General features: G+C 32.5%; 14 protein-coding genes and 1 pseudogene. 2 read left to right on the top strand and 13 right to left on the bottom strand.

Annotated elements, in window-relative coordinates:
- Window positions 1–204: 204 nt before the first annotated feature.
- The 12 genes and pseudogenes from OF897_RS07810 to OF897_RS07755 all read right to left on the bottom strand — a co-directional run bounded on the left by OF897_RS07810 (window position 205) and on the right by OF897_RS07755 (window position 17,184).
- Window positions 205–1,101, bottom strand: coding sequence for a TIGR01777 family oxidoreductase (locus tag OF897_RS07810; RefSeq protein ID WP_267265133.1), 897 nt, complete (start codon window positions 1,099–1,101; stop codon window positions 205–207).
- An 88-nt stretch (window positions 1,102–1,189) separates the two neighbouring features.
- Window positions 1,190–1,908 (bottom strand): annotated as a pseudogene (locus OF897_RS07805) (YqjF family protein).
- A 33-nt stretch (window positions 1,909–1,941) separates the two neighbouring features.
- Window positions 1,942–2,400, bottom strand: a complete 459-nt coding sequence (locus OF897_RS07800; protein ID WP_267265132.1) for an SRPBCC family protein — start codon at window positions 2,398–2,400, stop codon at window positions 1,942–1,944.
- A gap of 1 nt (window position 2,401) precedes the next feature.
- A complete protein-coding gene (locus tag OF897_RS07795) occupies window positions 2,402–3,184 on the bottom strand; it encodes a fatty acid desaturase (RefSeq protein ID WP_267265131.1) in 783 nt (260 codons plus the stop codon).
- A gap of 537 nt (window positions 3,185–3,721) precedes the next feature.
- Window positions 3,722–4,126, bottom strand: a complete 405-nt coding sequence (locus OF897_RS07790) for a hypothetical protein (protein WP_267265130.1) — start codon at window positions 4,124–4,126, stop codon at window positions 3,722–3,724.
- 7 nt (window positions 4,127–4,133) lie between these two features.
- Window positions 4,134–4,478: a hypothetical protein gene (locus tag OF897_RS07785; RefSeq protein WP_267265129.1), complete on the bottom strand. Its 345-nt coding sequence runs from the start codon at window positions 4,476–4,478 to the stop codon at window positions 4,134–4,136.
- Between the two features lie 71 nt (window positions 4,479–4,549).
- Window positions 4,550–5,053, bottom strand: a complete 504-nt coding sequence (locus tag OF897_RS07780; protein ID WP_267265128.1) for a GbsR/MarR family transcriptional regulator — start codon at window positions 5,051–5,053, stop codon at window positions 4,550–4,552.
- A 116-nt stretch (window positions 5,054–5,169) separates the two neighbouring features.
- Window positions 5,170–6,756: a vWA domain-containing protein gene (locus OF897_RS07775; protein ID WP_323809033.1), complete on the bottom strand. Its 1,587-nt coding sequence runs from the start codon at window positions 6,754–6,756 to the stop codon at window positions 5,170–5,172.
- A 48-nt stretch (window positions 6,757–6,804) separates the two neighbouring features.
- Window positions 6,805–11,364 (bottom strand): TonB-dependent receptor plug domain-containing protein, encoded by a 4,560-nt coding sequence (locus OF897_RS07770; RefSeq protein WP_267265127.1) that lies wholly within the window; start codon window positions 11,362–11,364, stop codon window positions 6,805–6,807.
- A 3-nt stretch (window positions 11,365–11,367) separates the two neighbouring features.
- Complete coding sequence (locus tag OF897_RS07765; RefSeq protein ID WP_267265126.1) at window positions 11,368–14,133, bottom strand: porin family protein; 2,766 nt, start codon at window positions 14,131–14,133, stop codon at window positions 11,368–11,370.
- Window positions 14,134–14,200: 67 nt separating this feature from the next.
- Window positions 14,201–16,654 carry a vWA domain-containing protein gene (locus tag OF897_RS07760; protein WP_267265125.1) on the bottom strand — a complete coding sequence of 818 codons (2,454 nt, stop codon included), beginning with the start codon at window positions 16,652–16,654 and terminating at the stop codon, window positions 14,201–14,203.
- Between the two features lie 11 nt (window positions 16,655–16,665).
- A complete protein-coding gene (locus OF897_RS07755; RefSeq protein WP_267265124.1) occupies window positions 16,666–17,184 on the bottom strand; it encodes an RNA polymerase sigma factor in 519 nt (172 codons plus the stop codon).
- 366 nt (window positions 17,185–17,550) lie between these two features.
- On the opposite strand from OF897_RS07755, the gene OF897_RS07750 reads away from it, so the two are divergent.
- Window positions 17,551–18,753 (top strand): C1 family peptidase, encoded by a 1,203-nt coding sequence (locus OF897_RS07750; protein WP_267265123.1) that lies wholly within the window; start codon window positions 17,551–17,553, stop codon window positions 18,751–18,753.
- 445 nt (window positions 18,754–19,198) lie between these two features.
- Here OF897_RS07750 and OF897_RS07745 read toward each other — a convergent pair whose 3' ends face one another.
- Complete coding sequence (locus OF897_RS07745) at window positions 19,199–20,260, bottom strand: NADH:flavin oxidoreductase (RefSeq protein ID WP_267265122.1); 1,062 nt, start codon at window positions 20,258–20,260, stop codon at window positions 19,199–19,201.
- A gap of 218 nt (window positions 20,261–20,478) precedes the next feature.
- On the opposite strand from OF897_RS07745, the gene OF897_RS07740 reads away from it, so the two are divergent.
- The gene (locus tag OF897_RS07740) at window positions 20,479–20,868 is read left to right on the top strand and encodes a winged helix-turn-helix transcriptional regulator (RefSeq protein ID WP_267265121.1); all 390 of its coding nucleotides are present in this window, start codon (window positions 20,479–20,481) and stop codon (window positions 20,866–20,868) included.
- Window positions 20,869–20,874 lie beyond the last annotated feature (6 nt).

The following is a 20,874-nucleotide window of genomic DNA, read 5'->3' as shown; positions in this document are numbered from 1 at the left end:
TAATTAAAACACTGTTGTTTTATCTAAATGTAAAATGATTTTGAATACAAACACTCTTGTTTCAATTCAATGTAGATTGATTTTGAATACAAACACCCCTGTTTGGACTTAATGTAAGTTTTATTTGACTATAAACATATCTGTTTGTACATAATGTAAAACGACTGTAAGCTAAAATACACCTGATTTAATTCAATGTATAATTTATTTAATCAAGTTTTGAAAAGCGGTGTCTACCGTTGAATAATTGAATTGGAATTTGTTTTGAATGAGTTTTTCGGGGTAAACATTTCTGCTTTTTAAGAGTAATTCGGTTTCGGTTCCTAAGAAAATTGAAGCGATTTCCAATTGCCACACTGCTGCGTTGAGGCCAAAAGGAATTTTCATTTCTTTTCTCAGTTTCCGCATAAATTCTTCGTTGGATAAAGGTTTTGGTGCGGTGACATTGATTTTTCCTGAAAGATTTTCGTTTTCAATAATATATTCAATAGCCCTGCAGAAATCTTCAATGTGAATCCAGCTTATATTTTGATTGCCTCTACCCTGTTTTCCACCTAAACCTAATTTTGTAATTATCTTTAATTTGGTGAAAGCACCACCGTTATTTCCTAAAACGATTGAAGTTCGTAATGCTACTTTTCTGACGTTAGCAGTTTCTGTTTTAAAAAATTCCTGCTCCCAGCTTTTACAGATATTCATGGAGAAATCGTCTCCAATTACACCGTCACTTTCTGTGTTTAAATGTGTTTCAGAATGGGTATAAATAGTTGCCGAGCTGGAATTAAGCCATACTTTTGGTTGGGTGATACATTGATCAACGGCTTCCTGAAGAACTTTTGTACTGTTGATTCTTGATGTTAGGATTTCTTTTTTATTTTCTTCTGTATAACGGCAATCAACAGATTTTCCTGCAAGATTGATGAGGACATCAGCATTTTCAAGCGAATTTTTCCAGTTGCCTAATGTTTTTGCATCCCAGTGAATTTCGTTTTTTTGTTTTGGATTTCGGGTTAAAATATAGACTTCATTTCCTTTGTAATTAAAGTATTTTTCAAGGTTTTGTCCGAGAAATCCGGTTCCAGCAGCAATGATTATTTTCATTTTGGTTTGGTTGTTTATTGATGTTTTTTAGTTTGAGATGCTTCGACAGGCTCAGCATGACATTACGAACAAAATTTCACCTTATTTTTTAACTTTTTACTTGGCTCTTGAGATACTTCTTCATTCTTACTTCAATTTCAGAACCTTCGGCGAGCATTACAGAGAGTGGTTTTTGATGATTTAGGCATTCGAAATCTTTTCCGTAGACTTGTTTGAAATCTATTTCGAGTTGATGACTTTTTACCGGATACCAATCCCACTTTGGATGACAGACTTCGTATTCTGAAGTTTTGTCTCTGCGTTTTGTGAAGCCCCAGTAATGTTCTGTGATGAACTCAAATTCAGATTTGTTTTCCATTTTCTGAGATTGACTTTCGGCGGTGATTTGTATGGAATTCCAATGGTCTTCTTTCCAAGAATATTTTACAATCAGGTCATCTTCACTGTAATGCATTTCGTTTTTCATTTTCCGGGTTTTATAATTTTCCTGATAAACGGAGTTGGCAACGATACTCAGTGCATATTTCGGTACAATTTCTTTGATGAAAACCACGCCTCTTTTCCATTCATTTCCCTCTTTTTTCTTGACGTAAAACCTGAGATTTACTTCTTCAAAGTTCTGTGGAAAGGAATGGGCAATCCGAGAAGTTTGGTATTTAAAAACATAAAACCTACCAGACTCACATAGCATTTGTCTTTATAAAAATCGAGTTCAGTTCCAGCAGGAAGATACTTCTTTAGAATTTCGGGATTGATTTCGTAGTTGATAATAGCGAGCTTACGCCATTCGGCTTGCAGGAATTTCATTTTATTTGGATGTTAAATGTTAGCTTATGGGTTTTACTGTGAAACTATTTCAGCGGTGGTTTTGATAACTTTATTGCGTTCCAAGAGAAAGTTTTTCATATAATTTTTAAGAAAAAATCTGTTGAAAAGCTTTCCGATAATTCCGAAAGGTGATTCAAATTCTAAAATATCAATCATTATTGTGTTTTTACCTTCTTGTTTAAAAATATGCTGATGTTTAAATGATTTAAATCTACCTTTCAACATCTCATCTGTAAAATGAAAAGGTTTTTCCATCTGTGTAATTTTGGATTGATGGGTTTGAAAAAATCCTAAATGTTTGCCGCGCCAAGTTACTGTTTCATCTTTTTCAATTAATCCTGATGTCCGTCCGGCGATTGCCTTCTCACGGGTCTTTGAAACTGATTTTTGGTGCAGATCAATATCTCTTGACAAATCGAAAACGGTTTGAATGTGGGCTTTGATGATGGTTTCTAAATAGATCTTTGACATTTTAAAATGTTTGTTTTTTATTTAATTCCGGGAGAACTTTATCTATTCTTTCTGCAAGTTCGGGTAATTTTATGGTCGGAATGGCAGGAAAAAGATGATGTTCCATGTGATAAAACATACTGAAAGTTAATTTATTTTTCCAGAATCCGCGCTGTGTTCTTGCGATATTTGGATTTTCATGGGTATCATGATGAACGGTCCAGACTGCGAAAAATGCCATTAAGATTTCTCCGAAGAACATAATTAAAATATGATAGATGAGAAAATCAATTTTAAAATAAAACGTTACAAATACGAAAACAGAAATTGAAATCAATTCAAAAACCATATTCTTTTTATAATTTTTATTAGCCAATTTAAAAGTCATCCAATGAATGAGAAACATATGTTTTGGTCCATATAAAATCGCTTCGTACCACTTCATCGACGCAGATTTCCCTTCATAATCTTCCTCAGAAAGACAGTATTTATGATGTCTTATATGATTAAATTTTACAGCATGAATTGACGTTACCATTGAAATACTATTTAAATACATCGAAAGCCAGGTGAGAAATTTTCCTGTTCCCAAAGAATTGTGAAAACCGTTGTGAACCTGTCTTAGAGCCGTCAGAAAATAAAATCCTGAAAAAGGAAGTGCAGCCCAATAATATCCTTTGTAAGCCAAAAACAACGAGATAAAAAACCATGGCAAATTGATATTGTTTTCAATCAACATTTCCTTTATTGAAAGAGATTTCAGGTCTTTCCATTGTACTTTTTTTATTAATTCAGTATGATTCATTTTTTTAGTTTTTAATGGTAGATTCTAAGTTATGTACATGAAATTCAATTTGATATACTTAAAGCTTCATTTTATAATCATTAGATTTATCCCGACAGTAAAATATATAGGCAATTGCAAAAAAAGGACTTATAAATAATCCATAAAAAGGAAGTAAACTTATGAGATCAATATTGATATTAAAACTATTTAGTAAGAAGGCAAACCAGATTGGTAAAATCATAATTCCATAAATTTTCATAAAAAGATCAGACCAAAATCCTATGAAAAGTTTAATGATATAACTGAATAACTGAAAGCCTCCAACAATGAAATAAAAAAGCATCCACATGTAAAAAAATTTGTCCTCAACTAGGCTATATATAAAACTTACAAGTAGATATCCAACCAACACTATAAGTTGCAAATAATAATCAATTTTTAAAAAAGTTTTCATGGTACTAAAATTTTAAGGAGTTACTCTCTTGGTTTTTCCACCAAAATAAAATATGAGAAATAAATGAATGATTAAATTTTTCATAACAATCAATTTTAAATTTAAGAATTAACTACCTCTTCATTTTGAATTTTATCTTTATTCATGGCGTGTTTACGGCCTTTCAGAAATAAAAGTAAATTCAGAAGCATCATCACACCAAGATAAATTGAAAATCCACCAATCTTTTTACTTAAAGCAACGACCAATCTTTCAACAGTTTCGATTTGGAAAAACTCAATGATACAAAGAGCAAAACCTATATTTAAAAGGTAAAATCCAATTTTGAATAGTGAATTTGTTGCCATGGCAATATCTTCTTTCTGATGAAAAATATCGATCATAAAAGTTTTTGAATTTTTAAATAAAAACTGAGAAACAAAAATCGTCAACATGATAACAATCGGTAAATAAATCATGTACGCTGAAAAGTTGTAGGTTGCTGTGGTTAAAATAGTTGCCGTCATAATTGTATTATTTTATGGTTAAATTTTTTCTTAAAAAGTACAGTGCGAAAATATTCGTGAAATGTAAAAAACAAAGAATCAAAGTGATATATCCAATTTTGATTGCCGTTACAGCCAAAACTTCTTCCATTGTATTTACTTTATTCCAAGTCGACAAACTGATGGCAATGTATCCGAGATTAATCAGATAATAACATCCCAAAAGAATTCTGTTAATCGTCAAGCAGAGATTTTTGTCATTAAGCAGATATTCCAAATACGTTTTTCCTGCGTTGTAACATCTTCTTCCGACATCAATCGTGATATACGAACTGATCGCAAGAAAAAACAGATATGAAATAAGATTAAACATTTTATAAATATTGTATTTTCAGTAATTTTTGAAACTTAAATCGAAATAAAACAAGGATTTTAAAGTCCTTTCTATTTCAGTAAATTGGTGATCTTTCCGACCAGCCAATGATCATCACTTTTTATGGCGAGATCCATAATATTGTTGATTTTTCCTGTTACGGAACTGAAATCATCCATTAACTTGATAAATTCTTTAGCTCCTTCAGAATCTTTGTCTTCAATATTTTTAAGTTCTTCTAAAAAAGAAATTACAGGTTCTATTTCTCTTTTTCTACGCTCTTTCGTAATCTGTTTGAACAGGTACCAAACATCTTTCTCAGCTAAAAAATACTCTTTTCTTTCACCTTTTACGAATTCTTTTTTCACAATTCCCCAATCCATCAAAGCTCGAAGATTCATATTTGCATTTCCTCTTGAAATTTTAAGCTGTTCCATCACCTCATCGGTAGAAAGTGCCTTTCCACTTGCCAAAAGTAAAGCATGAACTTGTGCCATAGTTCGATTGATTCCCCAATTGGTAGCAAAAGTTCCCCAAGTTTGAATATATTTTTCTTTAGCTTCTGAAAGTTGCATTTTCTTATATTTTAATTTCTATTACAAATGTAATAATAGTTTTTGAATTTTCAATAATTATTGAAAGTTTATTTTAAATAAAAACAGACATCTTTTTAAACGTCTGTTTTTATTGATTAATTTACTGACTTATATTTTTGAACTAGTTTGATAAACTCTGATCTATAGCCATCTTCATCTCTGCTAATTCCTTGTTTTGCCAGACTTTCGATTTCGTTCAGTCCTTTTTTAGTAATAAGTTTTGAATCTCTTAAAACCAACCCGAACCATGCAACAGATGTAGCAAATTTAAAATCAGGGCTAGCTGTAGCCATTCTGTAATCTGAGTTTTTAACAATCTGACTGATTTCCGTGCTCTTATTACCGTCCGGCTTTTTGTATCTGAATTTTACGGTTGCCAGTTCATCCCCGAAACCTGTAGAATTGTTGGATTTAGAATATTTTGTCTTTATTTCTTTAGGTACAAATTCAGAATTAACATCTGAGGGAATGATTTCATACAAAGCCGTTACGGTGTGACCACTTCCCAATTCTCCGGCATCAATCTGATCGTTTTCGAAATCTTCATTTTTCAGCATTCTATTTTCATAACCAATCAGACGGTAAGATTTTACGTATTTGGGATTAAATTCTATCTGAACTTTCACATCTTTTGCAATCGTATAAATATTTCCGGCAAACTCTTTTCCCAGAAATTTATTGGCCTCCTGAATATTGTCTATGTAACCATAATTTCCGTTTCCTTTATTGGCTAAAGTCTCCAATTTATTGTCTTTGTAATTTCCCATTCCGTAGCCAAGACACGTAAGAAAAATTCCAGATTTCCTCTTTTCCTCAATCAAAGACTGGAGATTAGCTTCAGAAGATGTTCCAACATTAAAATCGCCGTCCGTTGCCAAAACTACTCTGTTATTTCCGCCCTTAATGAAATTTTCTTTTGCCAGTTTGTAGGCCAGCTCAATTCCTTCTCCACCTGCAGTACTTCCTCCTGCTTCAAGTTTGTCAAAAGCTTCAAGAATTTCACCTTTTTCTGAAGCTGATGTAGAGGGTAGAATGACACCTGCGCTTCCTGCATAAGCAACAATTCCGACTTTATCTTTAGAACTCAATTGGTTTAAAAGTATTTTTAAAGACTCTTTCAACAACGGTAATTTGTTATCGTCACTCATCGAACCCGAAGTATCGATTAGGAAAATAATATTAGAAGGTGGCAAATTATTAATTGGCACATTTTTACCCTGAAGCCCAATTTTCAATAATTTATGCTTAGGATTCCAAGGCGAATCGCTGTATTCTGTATTGATAGAAAATGGATGCTGAGATTGTGGTTGCGGATAATTGTACTTAAAATAATTGATCATTTCTTCGATTCTCACGGCATTTTTATCTACTTTTTGACCTTCATTAATCATTCTTCTGATGTTAGAGTACGATGCGTTATCCACATCGATGGAAAAAGTAGAAACAGGCTGGCTTTTGGTGAGCTCAAAAGGATTTTCGATTAGAGATGCATATTCTTCGTTTTCTGTATCTATTTCAGTATTTGTTACCTGATTATCTTGAGCAGTTTTATCAACTTTCATTTCTTTCGCCACCATTGGAGCTTCTGATATCATATCCATTGAAGTAACAACTTCTTCCTTTTGCTTTTGACAACTTACAATGATCGATAATGATAAGATTGCGATAATAATTTTATTCATAATGATGTGATTTTAGTTATTTAAATATAAAAAATTTAATCTAAATGATTAAGGCTCTATTACAGCTTTAATACCTTCATTCCAAAACTTAGATTCTGGCATATAATAAAGATATACGTTGCTTGCTTTTCCTGTGTATTCTCCAGCAAATTCCACTTTTAAATCGAGATTAATAGTTTTCGTTTCATTCGCATCAAAATGTTCCCAGTATAAAACCAGATAATTATCAAATATTTCATAATAAGAAACCTGTTTTTTATCAACCATATCTTTCAACAAAGCATTTTGTAAAGTCAATCCGGCAGGAATTCCGATTTTTGCTGTGGTCATTGGTAGATCTCCGTTGATTTTATTTTTTAACGTCACTGTCATTCTGTTAATCTCTCCTACTTTTGAAATTTCAGATTTCAGTTTTGTTTCTAAAGTCACTGGAATATTTTCACTTTTCGGAGCTTCTAAAGTATAATATTGATAATCTAATTTGTAGGGTAAACCTCTATCGCATAAATACTCCACGTTTAATTCATTTTCACCTTTCTTAAAAGCTGAAGAGAACATGATGTTTGGAGATACTTTTGCGTTATTGATTTTAATTTCGGGTTTATCTATTCCAAATAACTGTTCGTTTTTTGCGAAAAAATCTGATAATGCCTCTAAAGCCACAGTCGTAGCTTGTGTCGAACCAAATCCGTAATATCCGTTGTAATTAATCAATTCATCTGCAACTTTTGCAATTTCCAACTGATTATTTTTTTCACTTTTCTGCAACGCCATCATATATAAAGAAAGCGTTTCTGCATTGGCTGAAATTCCACCTGAACCTGTAAATGTTGTCTTGGTTTTTACCTCTTTATTCCTATATTGATCATTTAAAATTGAAATTAAATGAGCATAATCATTGCTTTTCCCAAGATTAGAAGACGCATTCGCCATTAAAGCCAACTGATAAGAATCTTTCGTTGCCAAAGCTCTTTTTAAGCTGGTTTCATAAGTATCCTGAATTTCATTTTTAAAACCAAGCTTCGACAAAACATACAAAACATACATATTTCTCGACCATGAATATTCAGAATAAGCTGATTGAGATTCATAACTTCTTCTCACTTCAAAAAGTCCGTTAGAATTTTTCTTTGACAATATAAATGAAGAAAGATTCTGAACCAATTTGGCATCAACATTTACATATTTCTTTAAATCTCTGAATTGCAGTAAAGCGAATGCAGACAAAGCAACGTCAGACTCATTTCCGTTGAAATAAGAGAATCCACCGTCTTTGTTTTTATAAGAAAGCATTTTTTCAAATCCTTTTTTCATGTTTTTCACAACAGTAAATTCCGTTCCTGAACTGATTTTGTTGGTCGTTTTTAAATAATTCAAAATAAAAACATTGGGATAAACTGTAGAAGAAAGCTGCTCGAAACAACCGTAAGGTTCACGTTTTAATCTTTCAATATCTTCAAACATTTGTAAAGCAGAGTTTTCGTAAACATAATATGATGCTTCAAAACTTCCATTTACATATTCAGGAATGTCGATTTTCGTATTTTCAGGCTTGTTATTTACGATAGAAAAATGATGCAGAAAGCCTTTTTCTTCAACTTTCAATGGCAAAATCATTGTTTCTCTGAATTCATTTGATTTTACGGTAAACTGAATATTTGAACTGATTAATTTATCCGTCTGCATTTTCACAAATAATCTTCCGGATTCTAATGGTTTTAGCGTAATCAAACTGTCTGCTTTCATCAGCTTAATATGATTCGGAACAATGACATTCATCGTTAACGTTTTTGTTTCCGAAGAATTATTTTTAATGACGACAGGAATCGTCATTTGGTCAGTTCTTGTTAAATATTGCGGAATTTTTGCATCGATTGAAATTAAACTTTGTGCTGCATACGTAGTTTCATCTCTACCGATTAATCCTGAAGTAGCAATTCCTTCTGTCATAATTCTGAAAGCAGAATTGGCATCAGATTGATAAAATTCTACTTGAGCTTTTCCATTTTTATCGGTTTCTAAAATTGGATTCCAATATAAAGTTTCTCGGTAATCGTGGCGATATGAAGTGTTTGTGGTTTTATAAATTGGATAAGAAAATTTTCTGTAGCCATCATAAAGATAAGATTCACCGTAAATTGTCAAACTATCTCCAGGAATATTTTTTACTGCAAAATAAGTTTCAGGGGTGATGTCGAATTTTATATTTGAGTTTCTTCTATTTTTTGAATTGATAATAATCACTCCGTTCGAACCTCTGTTTCCATAAATCGAAGTTGCTGCTGCGTCTTTTAAAACAGAAACAGAATTGATATCACCCGGATTTAAATTTCTAAATTGAGTAGCATTAGAAATAATCCCATCAATAACATATAAAGGATCAGCATGCGCTGTTATTGAAGATATTCCTCTAATCACAACATCTATTTTACTTGAACCAGGTGAACCGGAAGAAGAACTTATTGATAATCCTGCCACTTGACCTTGTAAAGATTGTAAAAAAGATACATTTGGTCTATTTTCAAATATTTCTGAGCTAACAGTTACAGTTGCCGCAACAGATTTCGATTTTGTTTGTGTTTTACTATAACCTAAAACGACTACTTCTTCAATACTTTTCTCAGTATTACTCGAGTCTGATTTTCTAATTGATGGTAATTTTTTTAAAATATCTTGAACACCTTGGGAAATTGAAGGCTTTTTCTCTTTAATCTCTGCATCTTTTATAACCTCTTCAATATTAATATTTTCTAAAGATTGCTTTTCTAAAGGATTAATATTCAATTTATAAGAAAGCATTCTAACATTCACTTTCTGTTTTTTTGCTAAAGATTTTGCAATAATTGTATGTTGATAAACTCCGTCTAAATCTGAGAAATAAAACAATCCGTTTTCTGAAGTAATCTGTTTTTTAATCTTAGAATTTCCTTCAACCAAATACACTTCTGCTTTTACCGGTTTTTTATTCTCATCTTCTACAATACCATAAATCGGGTTGATTTTTTCAGGTAAATATTTATAATTTCCGGTTTTTTCAACATCAGGATTCATTTCAAAATATCGGTAACCGTTGGTCAACATCACTAAGTCTAAACTTTTGGTTGCTTTTTCTTCTTTTTTATCAAAATAAAACTGTGGTCTTTCTATTTTTCCTCTCAGTTCAGAATCCAATAAAATCCAGGAAAGAATATGGTTTTGTTTATCATCTGCATAAGTCCAGAGTTTATCATCAACTACACTCATTGAAAGATTGGCTGGAATAGGCTGATTGTTTTCGTCGGTTGTTTCAACATTGACAATTACTTTTTCTCTCGGCAAATAATTTTTCTTTGTTGGGGTAATTTTCACCTTCATCTGCGTATTTTCATTCGCAAAAACAATTCTTTCCGCTAAAGGAATCTTGTTTTCAATGACCGTAAATCTGATAATCCCAATGGAAAGTTCTTTTTCTGAAATATCTATAACGTTTAATCCCTGTTTTAAACTTAAAGATTTAGAAAACACTTCTTTCTCTTTAAAATTTCCAATGATTAAAACATTTTTCGCAGAAGTTGAATTGATCATTAACTTAACATTCTGATTCTCTTTTTTAGCATTAAAAACAATTCCGTCATCTTTTGCGGTGGGAAGTTGGTAGATTTTATCAATATTTTCGGGCTTGAGAACTTTGGCGTAATACATTTCACCTATTTCCGGAGTAAAAAGAAAACTTCCCATGCCGAAATTATAGGCTGAAACTTCAGTCAATTTCTGATGATTCTGATTATAAATTTCTAAAACTGCATCAACAGGTTTTTCAAATTCATCCAAAGCCTTAAAAGCGACATTTTGTTCGATTCCGTTAATAAAAGTTCCGCCTTCAGGCATAAATTTTAAATCTAAATTATTCAGAACAATCGGGATGTTTCTCGAAATAGATTCTGTAAAACCTTCGTAATTGACTTTTATGCTCAATAAAGCATCCGAAGATTTCAGTACCTCAGGAAGTTTAAATTTTAATAAATATTTTCCTTCTTTATCACTAATCAATGATCCTTCTGTAATTTTTTCACCATCATGACTCACTGTAAAAAAAGCTTCATAAAAAGGAATCGGAAGATTACTTAAACTTCTCATCGAGAAATCGGCCAGAACCTCATCTCCTGCTCCATAACCTTTTTTAGGAAAGTCAAGTTTCATTAAAATTCTTGGCGAAACAATTTTTTGGAGGGTAATTTCTTTTTCAAACACATTTTTTCCGGTTTCATTCTGCATCCAGGCTGTAAAAGCTCTGATTTTGTAGATTCCGCCTTTCATATTTTCCGAAAAACTGAAAGCACCTTCTGCATGACCATTTTTTATTGCATATTTACTTTTTTTCACAACAGCTCCGCTTGGATCAACCAATTCTACATTCACGGTCCTGCTTTGATTGGCGGGAAGATTATTTTCAGCCTGAATAATAAATATTTTGAAATACATTTCCTCTCCAGGTTTATAAAAAACATGGTTGGTCTGTATGTAAGTTTTCTCTTTTTTAAAATCACTAAATTTAGTCTGCCCATTGAAAAACAGACATGAAAACAGAGTAAAAACAAAAGTTATATTAAATAAAAATCTAAAGTTCATCGTTTAAAATTTAAAAGAAACTGTACAACCATACGTTTTAAAAGATGGCAAATTGAAAAAATCCAAACCTCGGCTGTTATCAAAATCATAAAAATTTTGATTAGAATCTACCCCGCTGTTTGCCTGCCAAAGGAAAATATTGTTCACATAAAAACTTAGTCCTAAAGCTCTTCTGAGTTTTCCAATATCAAAATAAGCTGAAAGTGTAATATCATTAATCCTGACGTAATCTGCTTTTTCAACATAATCTTCAGCAACGCCGAGAAAACCATATCTCGTCCAACGGTTCTCGCTTACCGGTTGATTAGGATTGTAAAAATTCACCGGAGTTTGGTTGACATTTCCATTATAATTGACGCCTTCAAAAACATAATTTTTAACATTTCTTTCATCTGCTGAAGTTTGGGAACGACCGTAATAATCGAGAACAGCCCGAGTTCCGTTCCATATTTGTCCGCCTTTTTTCCATTCCCAATTGATGTCTAAAGCAAACATTTTGTAGGTGATATTGTGAGAAAATTTCATAACAAAATCCGGAGTGGGATCTGCAATCATTTTCATTCCGGAAGCTTTCACGGGATAACCATAATCATCGATAACGATTTTTCCTTCTGTATTTCTTTCATAATAACTTCCCATCACAGCTCCTAAAACCTGACCTTCAGACAATGTTTTATAAATATCATTAAAACCTGAAATCATTAGATTATTGTAACCGGAATTTACATGGTCAACGATATCTGTGTATTTAAAAAATGAAGCTCTACTGCTTAAAGAAAAATTTTGGTTGGTGATTATTTTGTCATAATTAAAATTTACTTCGTATCCTTTATACGTGTGATCTGCTAAATTTTTTAAGACTAAATTCTGTCCTTCAAAAACCGGAAAAATATCATCAGAAATTTTACGATTGAAATATTCTGCACTTAAATCTATTTTTCGATTAAGCATTAATTTAAAACCAGTTTTCCATTCTTTAATCTTAATATTTGAGAGATTTTTAAATGTCTCTACTTCATTTAATGGAAAATATTGATAAAAATTCTGAGCAGAAAATTGTGTTGTCGCATAAGAGGAATATGATTTTGCTATTTCCGGTTCTGCGGCTAACTGCGTGTATGCTCCAAGAAGTTGAAGTTTGCTTCCGTAATTATTAAATAAATTTTTAAAAGTGAAATATCCATTCGCTTTCGGAAGCCAATAAGCATTTTTTGATGAGGTATTTGAAGTGTAAAAAGAATTTCCAACGTTTACCCCAAATTCTATATCATCATAATCATCGTAATCCAAATTATAATTAAAAATATAATCCTGTGACGTTCTCTGATAAATATAATTTCTTCCTAAACTGTGATTAACACTTACTTTTCTATCATTAAGAATATGATTTAAACTAAACTTGTTTTTCAAATCACGATCTTTCATTTCATAAGTTGCCAAAATATTCGAATTGTAAAACTCGTTTTTCTGATCTCTTCTATTGTACAATCCGTTGATAAAACCATTGGTTGAAGGCTTGTAAACATCACGATGCATTATGTCCTGATTATCGTAAGCCTGACTGATATTCAGTTTAAAATCATCCCAGCTTTTACTTACATCAAAATTAAACTGGCGGATATTTTCGTAATAATTGTATTTGTTTTCCTGTTTAAAAAGAAAATCAGGATTGTCTGCATACAAACTGTAACTTCTCTGCAAACCATTGCTGAGATAGGCATTCTGCTGATTAGAAAAAGAAACCGGAGTCAGTAAAGAGTTTTGATAAGCTCTGTTAAAAAGCCCTATTCTATTGGTATTGGTTGCTTTATTTTCTTCATAATTAAATCCTGCATTGACATCAAAATTTAGAATTTTTGTACTGAATTTAGTCTTAAATGAATTGACAATATCATATTGATCCACAAAATACATCTGATCTTTTTGCTGACCAATAGTAAAAGAAAGTCGAATATCATCATTGTAACCACCATTCTTAATAATTGCATTCAGATTCAACTGATTGCTGTAACCAACCGTTGTCTTAAAAATATTATTATTGTAAGCTTTTGCAGGAGAAACTGCATTAGATAAATCAACCAATTGTCCGTTGACATCATATTCATACGGCTGTCCGTTGAACCCTAAAGTTGAAATATCAGGTCCGAAACTGAACATTTCGCCTGTATCCGGTTCTTTCCAAACGAGCAAACCATTTTCAGATCTTCCCTGAACATAACGACTTTGTGTCTGTGGAATTCTGTTTCTGTTTTTTATATCTAAAGAAGTGCTGAAACTTCCGTTAAAAACAAGATATTTTCTGGGCTGACCTTTAATTTTATATAAAGAATCTGACTTCAGTTTAAGCTTTCTCACCGCAGAAAATTGACGGTCTGAATTTTTACTTAAAGAATCGTAAGAATGTTCTATACTGAATTGATCATTTAAAGGTTTTTCCAACAGACTTTCATAATCTTTGGAATTGATGTCTTTTACAGTTTCTCTTGAAATTTGTCTTTCTAAAAGATATTTTAACTCATAAACTCCCCGAACAACCTCAATACTTTTTCCGTTATTCCAAACTAAAGTGTCGTATTCTTTTGCGGCAATAATTGCATAGCCTTTTTCATCGGTTAATTCATAAACTCCGCTGTTTTTGTTGAAAATTTTCAGAAAACTCTGAGGCTTTTTCTTTTCATTAAAAAACGTTCCCGAATAATAACGCTGAGAATCCTGCGCAAAGGCAAACTGTACCGCAAATACAGGCAATAACAGATAAACTTTTTTCATCTTCAATAATATTTCTAAAAATAGAGAAAAAAAAGAAATCTCCGAAGAAATTTCTTTTTTTGAAATGTTATTTTTGTGTCGACCTGTATGTTTCCACTAATCTCACAAACTCAGCTCTGTAACCTTCATCATCTTTCCCTCTACCCTTTTTAGCAAGATTTTCTATTTCTTTTAAATCCTTATTTTTGATTAAAGCAGAATTTCTTAAAACCAATCCGAACCAAGCCACAGATGAAGCAAATTTGAAGTCATTGCTTGAAGATGAAAAAGATTGATTGGTATTTTTAACTACCTGAATAATTTCAGAACTTTGATCACCATCAGGTTTTTTGTACCTGAATTTTACGGTTGCCAATTCATCATTAAAATTTTCATCATTTGTATTTTTAGTATACTTTAAATCATTTTCTTTTGGTAAAAATTCAGAATTCACATCATTCGGGATGACTTCGTATAAAGCGGTAACGGTATGTCCGGTTCCCAATTCTCCCGCATCAATTTTATCGTTGGTAAAATCTTCATTCTTCAGTTTTCGGTTTTCGTAACCAATCAAACGGTAAGATTTCACATATTTCGGATTGAATTCAATCTGAATTTTTACATCTTTAGCAATCGCGTACATACTATCGGCAAACTCTTTTCCAAGAAATTTATTGGCTTCCTGAAGATTATCGATGTACGCATAATTTCCGTTGCCTTTATTCGCTAGAGTTTCCATTCGATTGTCTTTGAAATTTCCCATTCCGAAACCTAGACAAGTAAGAAAAACTCCCGATTTTCTTTTTTCTTCCACCAAACTCTGAAGGTCGTCTGTAGAAGATGCTCCAACATTGAAATCTCCGTCTGTTGCAATGATGACACGGTTGTTTCCATTTTTGATGAAATTTTCCTGAGCCAATTTATACGCCAGTTCAATTCCCTGTCCGCCTGCTGTACTTCCGCCTGCCTGAAGTTCATCTAAAGCTTCTATAATTTTGTTTTTTTCTTTTGCTGAAGTGGGAGGTAAAACCATTCCTGCACTTCCGGCATAAACAACAATTCCTACTTTATCAGTTGGTCTTAACTGCTCTAAAAGAACTTTAAAAGAAGATTTTAGAAGCGGTAATTTATTCGGTTCATCCATCGAACCCGAAACATCAATCAAAAAAACAAAGTTTGAATTCGGAAGTTTATCTGTCGGAATTTCTTTTCCTTGCAAACCAATTTTCAATAACTTATGTTTGCTATTCCAAGGAGAATCGTTGTATTCTGTATTGATAGAAAATGGCTGATCATTTTTCGGTTGAGGATAATCATATTTAAAATAATTAATCATTTCCTCAATTCTCACTGCATTTTTATTCACATATTCTCCATTGTTAATCATTCTTCGAATGTTGGAATACGCCGCTTTATCCACATCAATTGAAAATGTAGAGACTGATTGATTTTTCGTTAACTCAAAAGGGTTTTCTACGAAAGCATCGTATTCTTCATTATTGATTTGCTGAATTTGTTTTGATGCATTAATACTGTCATGAACTTTTTGTAGTTTTTCAAAAGCTTTTCTTTCTTTTCTCGAAAGTTTTTTAGTTTTGATAATAATAACTCCGTTCGAACCTCTGTTTCCATAGATTGCTGTTGCGGAGGCATCTTTTAAAACTTCCATACTCTTAATTGAATTTGGATTTAATTTTCTGAATTCATCAGCATTTTGTGGAATACCATTAATCACATATAATGGCTGTGTATTTTCGTTTAAACTACTAAATCCTCTAATCATAACAGTCGGTTTTGAACCAGGTTGACCACTTCCAGTACTAATATTGACTCCAGCTAGTTGACCTTGAGCTATATTCAATACATTAGCACTTGGACGATTAATATATCCGTCAAATTTTGATTGATCAAGATAATTTTTTCGTTGTGAAGATGTTGTATTGTTAGCAGATAATTTCATTGTGCTAGTTACAGCAGATTGTTTAGTCGTAGTTTTATAACCAATTAACACCACTTCTTCAATCTTGGTTTCTTTATCCTCTTCATCCAAAACTCCATCATGGTTTGGTTCCATGTAAACAATATTATCTTTTGTAACATTTGAGCTTTGTGGAGGTATTTCATTATGGTAAATAGGAGAAATTTCAGGTACAGGAACAACCGATTCATAAGCCAAAACTTCAGGTTTCTGAATATCTTTTTGAGCATGAATTTCCTTCTCAATATTAGATTTTACCGTACTGTCAATTGCTCGGATATCTGAATTAACTTTTGGTAAAACTGTATTCTGAGTAATTTCATTTTTATTAATTTCAGAAACATCATTTTTATTAATAAAATAAAACGCACCCAAACCAATGATCAAACTTGCAGCAATTCCGTAGGGAAACCAAATTGGGATTACTTTCTTTTTGTCGTCTTTTTTATCTAATTTTTCTTCAACTTTTGCCCAAACTTTATCAAAACCCGGAAAAGTCGCAGGTTCTTCCAAAGATTGAGAAGCCTCATTGAATTTTTTATCTATATCGTGATTATTTTCCATTGTGTAAAAGTTTAAATGTTGTGATTGACCAAGAGTTCCTGCAATTTTTTTCTTGCAAAATTCAGTTGAGATTTTGATGTCCCTTCGCTTATTGAAAGCATCGTTGCAATCTCCTTATGAGGATAACCTTCAATCGCAAACAGATTAAAAATCGCTCTGCAGCCTTCGGGTAAAAAATTGAGCAACTTCAGAATATCTTTTTCAAAAGAAATACTGTCTGTAGGAGAGCCTGTCGATTCCATAAACTCTTCTTCCAAAGAAACGTCGAGCGCTTTCATACTTCTTAATTTCTGGAGACATTCATTTACCGCAATTTTCTTTGCCCAGGCTTCGAAAATATCATGATTTTGTAGTTGATTAAGTTTCGTAAAGATTTTATAGAAAGTATCGGCCAATACCTCCTCGATGTCTTCATCGTTTTTCAGATAGCGTTTGCAGACTGAGTACAGCTTGCCCGCCATTTTTTCGTAAACCTTCCGCTGTGCGTTGCGGTCGTTCCGTTGGCATTCTATCAGTAATTCTTTTTCCATAGTCAGGCTTTATACTCTTATAGATGCAGGAAATTTCTCGCAGGTTGGAAACATTGTAAACTTTTTTTAAAAATAGGAAAAGTTGTTGATAGTTTTTAGTTGATAGTTGGTAGATTTAAACTCAATGTAATGTTGAAAATTAATATTCAAATAAGGACAAGCAAAATTTGTATAAAAGTCTAAAAACATTATTTCTTTAATTCGCTAAAACTCTCGCATTTAATTTTAACCCTTTTTTAACATTAAATCTTGTAACATATCCTTAACATTGCAGACTATTTAGAATATAATTTAAAGCTGAAAAAATTTCATTTAATAATTAAGAGAAATTTAAAACCATCTTTAAAACAAATAGATTCGTTACTTATGAAAAACAAAAGATTTGCGTCACTACTTTTTGTTTTATGCGCAGGAAGTATGATGTTTGCTCAGGATGACCTGATCAACAAGTTGAAGAACAATCAGTCTCAAAATGCTAATTTCCAGTTTACTACATTGAAAGATGTAGGAGCAACTTCGGTAAAAAACCAAGGTTCGTCAGGAACTTGCTGGAGTTATTCAGGAAACTCTTTCCTTGAGTCTGAAATGCAGAGGATGGGTAAAAAACCAGTTGATTTGGCTGAAATCTTTACTGCAAGAAATTCTTATCACGATAAAGCAAAATTGTACGTTTTAAACAACGGAGCAATCAGTTGGGGAGACGGAGGTGAGCTTCACGATGTGGTCAATATGTACAAAAAATATGGTGCAGTTCCACAAGATGTTTATACTGGTTTGAAAGCAGGACAATCTTTAAATAATTTTAAAGAAATGCAGGGAAAACTGAAACCGGTTTTAGACAGTCTGGTTGAAGCTTCTTCAAAAGGAAAACTATCTGATAACTGGATGGATTCTGTAGATGCAATTCTGGATGAATATTTAGGAAAAGTTCCGACAAACTTTACGTATGAAGGGAAAAATTATACTCCTAAAACTTTTGCTAAAGAAGTTGTAGGAATAAATCCTGAAGATTATGTTGAAATTTCTTCATACAAAGATTATCCTTATTATCAGAAATTCGTAGTTCCGATTCCTGATAACTGGAGCCACGATTCTGACTGGAATGTTCCGATGAAAGACCTTACTGCAATTATTGATAATGCCGTAACTAAAGGATATTCTGTAGGTTGGGCAACCGATGTTTCTGAACCTTATTTTTCTTATAAAAACGGAGTTGCTTATGTTCCGGATACAGATTTGGATCAAATCAACAAAAACAACAGCGGAACATTATTCACAGAGCCGAAAAGAGATAAAACCATTACGGAAGATATGCGTCAGAAAGCGTTGAATAACCTTTCTACAACCGATGATCACGGAATGCACATCGTAGGTTTGGCAAAAGATCAGTCTGGAAAAGAATATTATATGGTGAAAAACTCTTGGGGCGTAACCAACGATTTTGAAGGATATTTGTACGTGACAAGACCGTATGTTGAGTATAAATCGACTGCAATTTTAGTTCACAAAAATGCAATTCCGAAAAATATCAGAAAGCAATTAAAACCAACGAAAAGTATTGGTTTATAAAAAGAAATCATGATTGTCTAGGTGACAATTAGATATTTAAACTTGTTAATAGGCCGTCTGAATTTTTTTCAGGCGGTTTTTTGTAGTTCTAAACGCAGAGTTCACAAAGATTTTTTTGAAATTATTGAAAATATTTTTTGTTCGCAAAGGCGTTTCACTCAGCAAAGAAATTTAAGCCTTAGCTGAACGAAGTGCCTTTGCGAACGGAAAATATGCAGCAAGTGATAACAAAAACCTTTGCGGACTTTGCGTTTAAAAAAATCAATTTAATAAAAACAAAACCGTTCTCAAAATTTGAAAACGGTTTCTCTAAAATCAAAAAAATATTAGGTAAAATTATGTGTAAAATAAAAGTGAACTGCCCATTTTATTTCGCAGGTGAATAGTGGAAATAAAGTTTAAATAATAAAATTGACCACGAAATAAACAACAATTCACTATGTTTTTAGTAAAGAACGCCTAAGCTTGAACCTTCAAAATTGGCAAGCTCTTCTACTCTTCCATCTTTTATTTTCTTTGCCCATTGATAATCGCTCAACAAAGCACGACCAACTGCAACCAAATCAAAATCCTGACGTTCAAGCCTTCTCAACAATTCTTTCAAATCTGCTTTTTCAGAACCTTCTCCAGCAAAAGCTGCCATGAAATCACCGTTCAATCCTACGGAACCTACCGTAATTGTCGGTTGACCTGTAATCTTTTTCGCCCAACCTGCAAAATTTATGTCAGACCCTTCAAATTCCGGTTCCCAAAAACGTCTTTGTGAACAGTGAAAAATATCAACTCCAGCTTCTTTTAAAGGCAGCAACCAATCTTCCATTTCAGTAGGATTTACAGCTAATCTGCTTTTATAATCCTGCTGTTTCCATTGAGAAAGACGAATAATAATCGTAAAGTCTTCACCAACCGCAGCTCTCATTGCTTTAACGACATCCACTGCAAATTTGCTTCTTTCTTTCAACGTTTTTCCACCATATTCGTCGGTTCTCGTGTTGGTAACTTCCCAGAAAAACTGGTCAATCAAATATCCATGAGCTCCGTGAATTTCTAAAACATCAAATCCTAAATCTTTGGCTGATTTTGCTGAAGCTGCAAACTGAGCAATCGTATCCTGAATATCTTCCAAAGTCATTGTGGATGCTTTTTCCATATCAACCAAAGGATAATCTGCTGAACTTCTTGTATCTCCAACATGCCAGATTTGCGGTCCCATTTTTCCTCCATTTTGATGAACTGCATCGATTACGTTTTTCCAACCGTTTAATGCTTCTGTTCCATAAAAATCAGGAATGTTTTGAATATTTTTAGAACCCGGTCTGTTGATTACTGTTCCTTCAGAAAGAATTAATCCCACTTCTGAAGCAGCTCTTCTTGCATAATAATCTGCAATTTGCTGAGTTGGAACTCCATTATCAGATTGTGCTCTCGTCATCGGAGCCATTACGATTCTATTTTTAAGTGTTAAATTCTTGTATTGAAAAGGTTTAAACAATGATTCTGTGCTCATTTTTTAAGTAATTTTTATAATTGTTACACAAAGTAACTAATAATAGTTCGTTTTTGTATCTTTCAATAAGAAAATAGTGGTAACTTTGCAGTAACTTACATTAGTAACCTGAAAGTAACAGGTACTTTTTAATTACAAATCGAAGATTCGATGAAGTAAAAAAGGAACAAAAGATTTTATTTTTAAATTTTTTATAATCTGATTAATTGGATTCTACTATGAAAAAGAACGAATTGATGCAATACAGCTGTCCTTTAGGCAAAGCAATGTCTGCTTTAGGAAGCAAATGGAAACCAATTATTGTATTGGTTATTAAAGACCGAAAATTACGTTTTGGCGAGCTTGCCGTGAGAATTAATGTGATTTCCAGAAAAGTTCTGACCGACCAATTACGAGAAATGGAAAACGATGGTTTAATTATCCGTGAAGAGTTTAAAGAGCTTCCGCCAAGAGTTGAATATTCGTTGACAGAAAAAGGTTTGGCGCTTTTGCCTATTTTATATCAATTGGAAGAATGGGAAACAAAATATCATGTTTATGATCCTGAAAAAGCTAAGGATTGCAAGAATCTTTTGGAAAAAAAGGAAAAGAAAAAGGCGGTTGTTTAATATCTT

It is taken from the genome of Chryseobacterium formosum, assembly GCF_026460885.1.
Lineage (GTDB): Bacteria > Bacteroidota > Bacteroidia > Flavobacteriales > Weeksellaceae > Chryseobacterium > Chryseobacterium formosus.
The sequence above is the reverse complement of the archived record's forward strand: the minus strand, read 5'-3'. Positions and strand labels throughout refer to the sequence as shown.